Below are 6,388 nucleotides of genomic sequence, written 5' to 3'. Positions count from 1 at the left end.
AATACTTTCATTTACGGCTCCTTTCCACTTGATCTTATCTAAACTTTCTATTCTGAAACATATTTATAATACTCTTTAATTTTTGGCTTTACTTCCCAGTACTTAGTTCCGTTTGATGACACCAACATGTCAAACCATATCTCAAAGTTAGAGTCTAAATATACCGCATCTTCAATATTATCAATTGAATCCAGATGCAACATATACCCCAACCCTTTATTTGATTTGTTTACATCAATAACATACCTGCCATCATAATGATACCCAATTAGGACATATCCCTTAGGGAAGTCTTGAACTTCATTAAATTCAATTATCCCTTCTGTACTAAGAAGCTCAATACCATTAAACATTTCCATTCCATTGTGATTGAATAGGAACTCTTTATAATCATTAGGCAAAGTTACCCCTAACATCTTTTCTAAACTATTAATTTCTTGAGGACTGGCTGGGTCTCTGAATTGAAAAGCAGCATCTTCCATGACATGCCCTCCATGTTGGAGCATAGGAAAAGTTCCGTATTTAGAAACAGCTTCCTTTATCCCATCAAGAGTCATGCGAATTAACTTTCCTTCTTCCAATTAAATTTCCCTCCTCTAAGGTGTTTGAGTCACTAAATTTTACCACACAACTGTATTTGAGTGTCTTAAAATGCCAAAATGAAATTTACAATCTTTGGTTTTATACTTATAATTAGGAAGGTTTGTCCGATATAGAGACAGAACAAACAAATTGGGGGAATTACATTGAAGAAATGGCTGTTAGGTATTGGCGCATTATCTCTAAGCTTTTCTTTGGCTGCGTGTGGATCTGATTCTGCTTCTACAGATAAAACAGATTCAGATCAAGCTAAAACAACAGAGCAAGAAGAAAAGGATGCAAAAGAGACAAAGGCAGACACTCAATCAAATGACAAAAGTACTAATGACAAAAATGAAAAAGCCGAAAATGCTTCAAAGAAGGATTCGTCGGATAAAAAGGCGTCTGACAAAAAGAAAAAGCTGGTCGATGTAACACTTAACAGAACAGTTGATGGGGATACGATTAAAGTTAACTATAAAGGCGAAGTCAAAACTGTTCGTTATTTACTTGTTGACACGCCTAAAACTAAGAACCCAAACTCTTGCGTACAACCATATGGTGAGGATGCTTCAGCAAGAAACAAACAGCTGGTTAACAAGGGAAAACTTCAACTGGAGTTTGATAAAGGAGATCGTACAGACAAGTATGGCAGAATGCTGGCTTACGTTTATGCAGATGGCAAATCAGTACAAGAAACACTGCTTAAAGAAGGATTAGCACGAGTAGCTTATGTATATGAGCCAAACACGAAGTATTTAGACACGTATAAGAAAGATGAGCAAGCTGCGAAAGATAAAGACTTGAAGATTTGGAGTAAGAATGGATATGCGACTGATAAAGGATTTAATGGCTGCGTAACGAAACCGAAGAAATCAGTAAGTGTATCTAAGCCGGCTCAAAAGTCAGTTACAACACACCAATCCGAGACACATAAATCGAACTCAAGCGGTTCAGCATCAAGCAGCTCTTCTAACTCTGCACAAGCCTCCCCTTCTGCTGGAGGAACAGAACACTTTGCAAACTGCACAGAGCTGAGAAAGAAATATCCGCATGGAGTACCAAGCACTCACCCTGCTTATACATCTAAGATGGATCGGGATAATGACAACTTTGCATGTGAGAAGAATTAATTATTTTGAAGTCCTCTGAGGCTTCTTTTTTTATTTGGGTATTTTCTCAGGCTAACAAAAAACATAGAGCGTATGAGCGAGCTCTTTAGCCCAACACTTAAAGAATACAGCCCCTACAATATTTATTACGTTATTTTCGTATTCAATGTCAGACAGAATATTGTACGAATACTTCTCTTTTTACAGCAAATACAATAAAGAGGAGGTGCTGATTTTTTGGAGTTAAAAAACATCGTTCACTCTTACAACATTACAAATATTTTGGGTTATCTTAGACGCTCTCGTCAGGATATGGAGCGAGAAAAAAGAACAGGCGAAGATACGCTAACAGAACAAAAAGAACTCATGAATAAAATACTGAAGTCGATTGAAATCCCCTATGAATTAAAAATGGAAATCGGGTCAGGAGAAAGCATTGAGGGCCGCCCTGTTTTTAAAGAATGTCTTAAAGACCTCGAGGAAGGCAAGTACCAGGCAATTGCTGTTAAAGAAATAACAAGACTCAGCCGCGGGAGCTACAGTGATGCGGGACAAATTGTTAACCTTCTTCAAAGCAAGCGATTGATTATCATTACACCATATAAAGTTTATGACCCTCGAAACCCTGCAGACATGCGTCAGATTCGTTTTGAATTGTTTATGGCCAGAGAAGAATTTGAAATGACCAGAGAGCGTATGACAGGCGCTAAATACACATATGCGGCACAAGGGAAATGGATTTCCGGACTAGCGCCTTATGGATACCGGTTAAACAAAAAAACATCCAAACTAGTCCCAGTCGAAGAAAAAGCAAAAGTCGTTCAATTCATCTTTAACATCTTTTTAAATGGGTTGAATGGAAAAGATTATAGTTATACAGCGATTGCTTCTCACTTAACAAAATTACAAATACCGACTCCATCAGGAAAAAAGCGCTGGAATCAATACACAATTAAAGCAATTCTGCAAAACGAAGCGTATATCGGAACTGTTAAATATAAGGTTAGAGAAAAAACAAAAGACGGTAAACGAACAATTAGACCTGAAAAGGAACAAATTGTAGTATCGGATGCACATGCTCCTATAATAGATCAAGAACAATTTCAACAATCACAAGAGAAAATTGCAAACAAAGTCCCCCTGCTGCCTAATAAAAACGCATTGGAATTAAGTGAATTGGCAGGCGTATGCACTTGTTCTAAGTGCGGTGAACCATTATCTAAATACGAAACTAGGCGAACGCGAGAAAACAAAAACGGCACGGAAAGTGTATATCACGTTAAATCACTCACTTGCAAAAAGAATAAATGCACTTATGTGAGATATAACGATGTTGAAAATGCCATTTTGGATTACCTCTCTTCTTTAAGCAACTTAGATAATAAGACTTTAACAAAACATATCATTTCAATGATTTCTAAATACGAAGACGTAAATAGTAATGTGAAAACAAAAAAGCAAATGTCTGAACATCTTTCACAAAAAGAACAAGAGTTAAAAAACAAAGAGAATTTTATCTTCGAGAAATATGAGAGCGGCATTTACACTGATGAACTTTTTTTGAAAAGAAAAGCTGTTTTAGATGAAGAATTTAAAGAACTCCAGATTGCCAAGCATGAGCTCAATGGAACTCAAGAAGCGCAATCAGAAATAGACAGTAATACAGTCAGAAACAACATAAATAGGATAATTGATCAATATCACATTGAATCAAGCACAGAGAAAAAGAACGCGCTATTAAGAATGGTCTTCAAAGAAGTTATCGTTACGATGACACAAAAAAGAAAAGGGCCAATTCCGGCTCAGTTTGAAATTACCCCTATCCTAAGGTTTAATTTTTCGTTATCGACCTCACCGTCACTGATAGTCCCTCAAAATACAGTAAATATCTTAAAAAACCGATAAAGCCGTTTCCCCGGTAAACACAATGGGAGCTACGAAGCTGTTGTCCGAAAAGCTGTTTCATCAGGCGAATCATCATGTTCAAAACCGCGGTACGGTATTTTGTTCGGTCCGCTTCGGCAATGTGCTCGGTTCACGCGGTTCCGTTATTCCTATTTTATTTGAGCAGTTGATGGCAGGCGGTCCGCTCACCATTACGGATAAAAACATGACGAGGTTTTTTATGTCGATTGATGACGCCGCAACGCTCACCCTGCAATCTGCGGCGATCACAAAGGGCGGAGAAACGTTTATTTTTAAAATGGAGTCCCTGAGGCTTGAAGAACTGCTTCACGGGTTTGAAGAATATGCGTTCCGGCACGGACTGCCGCGCCCCGCCGCTGTTGAAGTGGGAAAACGCCCCGGTGAGAAGCTTCATGAAGAACTGACCTCTCCTCATGAGACGGAATCTTTATATGAATGGGGCAATCTTTACGCGATATTGCCGGATCCCGCCAAACATCCGGAATTTCAGAAGGTCAATCTCCCCAGATATCAATCCGATCAGGCGCCGCTCATCACAAAAGACACAATCGTAAAGATTATTGAACAATTACATGAAGAAAAAAAAACATAGAAAAAAGGCCTGTCTGATAGGCAGGCCTCATTGCTGAGCTTTATTTTTCAAATAAATGCAGACAGGCTTCATAGCCCTCTTCCTTCAGCTTGTCTTTCGGAATAAACCGGAGTGCCGCAGAGTTAATGCAATAACGGAGACCGCTTGGCCCCGGACCGTCATTAAATACGTGGCCTAAGTGGGAATCAGCTGTTTTGCTTCTCACTTCCGTCCGGATCATCCCGTGGCTTGTGTCCAGTTTTTCGTCAACCTCTTCTTCCTCAATCGGTTTTGTAAAACTGGGCCAGCCGCAATGAGAATCGAATTTATCCAGAGAAGTAAACAAGGGCTTTCCCGATACGATATCAACATACAGCCCCTCTTCTTTGTGATCCCAGAATTCATTTTGAAACGGCGGCTCCGTTCCGTTATTTTGTGTGACTTCATATTGCATGCGGTTTAATGATTTGATTTTTTCTTCTTTATTAAAAGCCATCTTATCTGTCCCTCCAATGCTCATCCAGAAAGCCTTGACGTCCGGAACCTACACGGTAGCGCCCGTAGTGATCAGGATTTTTCTTATAAAAGTGCTGATGATAGCCTTCCGCTTCATAAAAAGGCTCAGCCTTCAAGATGTCTGTCACGATCGGCTTTTTAAATATGCCGCTTTCTTCAAGCTGTTTTTTTGAGGCTTCAGCGATTTGTTTTTGTTCATCATTATGGTAATATATCGCCGCCCGATATGAACTTCCGCGGTCTGCAAACTGGCCGCCTGCATCAGTCGGGTCGATCTGCTGCCAAAACAGCTCGACAAGCTTTTCATACGGATAAATGTCAGGTTGAAATGTGATTTGAACGGCTTCTCTGTGTCCGGTCGTTTCACTGCACACTTCTTCGTAAGTCGGATTCTCAGTATGACCTCCTGTATAGCCGGACACCACCTTTTCAATCCCGGGCTGTTCGTCAAACGGCTTCACCATGCACCAAAAACAGCCGCCTGCAAATGTGGCGATTTCTTTTTTTTCTGACATACGGGTGCCCTCCTTTGTTCATACGTGGTATTATTATATTATAGCATGTATAAACAGAATAAAAATAATTCTGCTTTCAGGGGAAGCTGAACGAATGCCACGCTGACTACATATTGGAGGTTCATGATTTGAAAGTAAGGACACAAATGATGTATGATATGGAAGCTTTGCTTCGAAAAGTGTTTAAACAAATCAGAAATGAAGTTAATGAAATTCTAGATAAAGAGCTGTCCAGGAACGAATTCACCATTTTGCGGATTCTCAGTGAACAAGGGCCTAAAAAAGTAACGGAATTCGCCCCCATTCTTGAGGTCTCCGCAAGCCATATTACCGCAGTGACCGACGCTTTAGTAGAAAAGGAATGGATCACCCGCATCCGTTCCAAAGAGGACAGGCGAATTATCAGAATCCATATTACGGAAGCCGGGGAGAAAATTGTCGATCATTTCAACCAGAAAAAAACAGAATACTTTTTTAAACGGTTTGACTGCTACTCTGATGAAGAGCTCGCAACGTTAATCAAACTGTTCAGCAAGCTGGACAAAAAACGCTGACACGAAAAAACACAAATCCCTGAAAGGATCTGTGTTTTTTTTATGAAAACTTATTGTTTCGGATGATAATAGGAAAATTCAATTTCATCCGTGTCGAGATTGATTTTATCCGCTTTTACATACATGCCGTTGTCTAAAGGCATTTCCGACAGACGGATCTCGATGCTTTTATCCCCGGAATGAACGTGCACAAATGACGGGAGTTCATAAAAGCTGTCCATATAATTCAGCACAAAGCTGATCGGCAGGCTTAATTCGCCTAAGGAAAACTTCGTCACTTTCAACATCACATCTCCGTTCTCCTGTACGGACGGTTCAAATGTGACGACCGCGTTAATGGAGGTTGAGAATGCTTTGATTTTACCTGCCACGTGCACATCGTTATTGATGTCCACTTTGTAGTCAAGCTGATTCGATGCCTTCTCTTTTAAGTACGCATTCACAAACCTGGCAAGAGATTCTTTCGAGCTCGTGATATGAAAGCCGTACTCACTTTTTGTCTGATCTTGTATTTTCTCCTGCTCTCCCGGCATAACCAATAATGTCACAATTACCGCGGCGGCAATCACATTGAGTGCGAGAAGAACAAAAAACAGCGATTTCCACTTTTTCATC

Annotated in this window: 6 protein-coding genes and 2 pseudogenes; 4 read left to right on the top strand and 4 right to left on the bottom strand. The window is 39.9% G+C overall.

Annotated features, from left to right (window positions below; all coding sequences use genetic code 11):
• Window positions 1–47: 47 nt before the first annotated feature.
• Complete coding sequence (locus D5S11_RS16725) at window positions 48–482, bottom strand: SMI1/KNR4 family protein (protein WP_096335157.1); 435 nt, start codon at window positions 480–482, stop codon at window positions 48–50.
• 264 nt (window positions 483–746) lie between these two features.
• Between D5S11_RS16725 and D5S11_RS16720 the strand changes: the two genes are divergently transcribed.
• The 3 genes and pseudogenes from D5S11_RS16720 to D5S11_RS16710 form a co-directional block, all read left to right on the top strand.
• A complete protein-coding gene (locus D5S11_RS16720) occupies window positions 747–1,712 on the top strand; it encodes a thermonuclease family protein (protein ID WP_007409540.1) in 966 nt (321 codons plus the stop codon).
• A gap of 216 nt (window positions 1,713–1,928) precedes the next feature.
• A pseudogene (locus D5S11_RS16715) lies at window positions 1,929–3,613 on the top strand (recombinase family protein).
• Window positions 3,589–4,209: pseudogene (locus tag D5S11_RS16710) on the top strand (polysaccharide biosynthesis protein); the annotation flags it as partial. The pseudogenes D5S11_RS16715 and D5S11_RS16710, both read left to right, overlap by 25 nt.
• 40 nt (window positions 4,210–4,249) lie before the next feature.
• Here D5S11_RS16710 and msrB read toward each other — a convergent pair.
• Both msrB and msrA read right to left on the bottom strand, forming a co-directional pair.
• Window positions 4,250–4,684, bottom strand: a complete 435-nt coding sequence (gene msrB, locus D5S11_RS16705) for a peptide-methionine (R)-S-oxide reductase MsrB (protein ID WP_007409536.1) — start codon at window positions 4,682–4,684, stop codon at window positions 4,250–4,252.
• Window position 4,685: 1 nt separating this feature from the next.
• Window positions 4,686–5,219, bottom strand: coding sequence for a peptide-methionine (S)-S-oxide reductase MsrA (gene msrA / locus D5S11_RS16700; RefSeq protein WP_003153641.1), 534 nt, complete (start codon window positions 5,217–5,219; stop codon window positions 4,686–4,688).
• A 128-nt stretch (window positions 5,220–5,347) separates the two neighbouring features.
• On the opposite strand from msrA, the gene D5S11_RS16695 reads away from it, so the two are divergent.
• Window positions 5,348–5,773 carry a MarR family transcriptional regulator gene (locus tag D5S11_RS16695; RefSeq protein ID WP_003153639.1) on the top strand — a complete coding sequence of 142 codons (426 nt, stop codon included), beginning with the start codon at window positions 5,348–5,350 and terminating at the stop codon, window positions 5,771–5,773.
• A 50-nt stretch (window positions 5,774–5,823) separates the two neighbouring features.
• On the opposite strand, the gene D5S11_RS16690 is transcribed toward D5S11_RS16695, so the two are convergent.
• The gene (locus D5S11_RS16690) at window positions 5,824–6,387 is read right to left on the bottom strand and encodes a YpmS family protein (protein ID WP_032866270.1); all 564 of its coding nucleotides are present in this window, start codon (window positions 6,385–6,387) and stop codon (window positions 5,824–5,826) included.
• Between the last annotated feature and the right edge of the window lies 1 nt (window position 6,388).

Source organism: Bacillus sp. L75 (genome assembly GCF_003676355.1).
GTDB classification, from domain to species: Bacteria; Bacillota; Bacilli; order Bacillales; family Bacillaceae; genus Bacillus; species Bacillus velezensis.
This window is presented reverse-complemented; position numbering and strand designations above follow the sequence as displayed.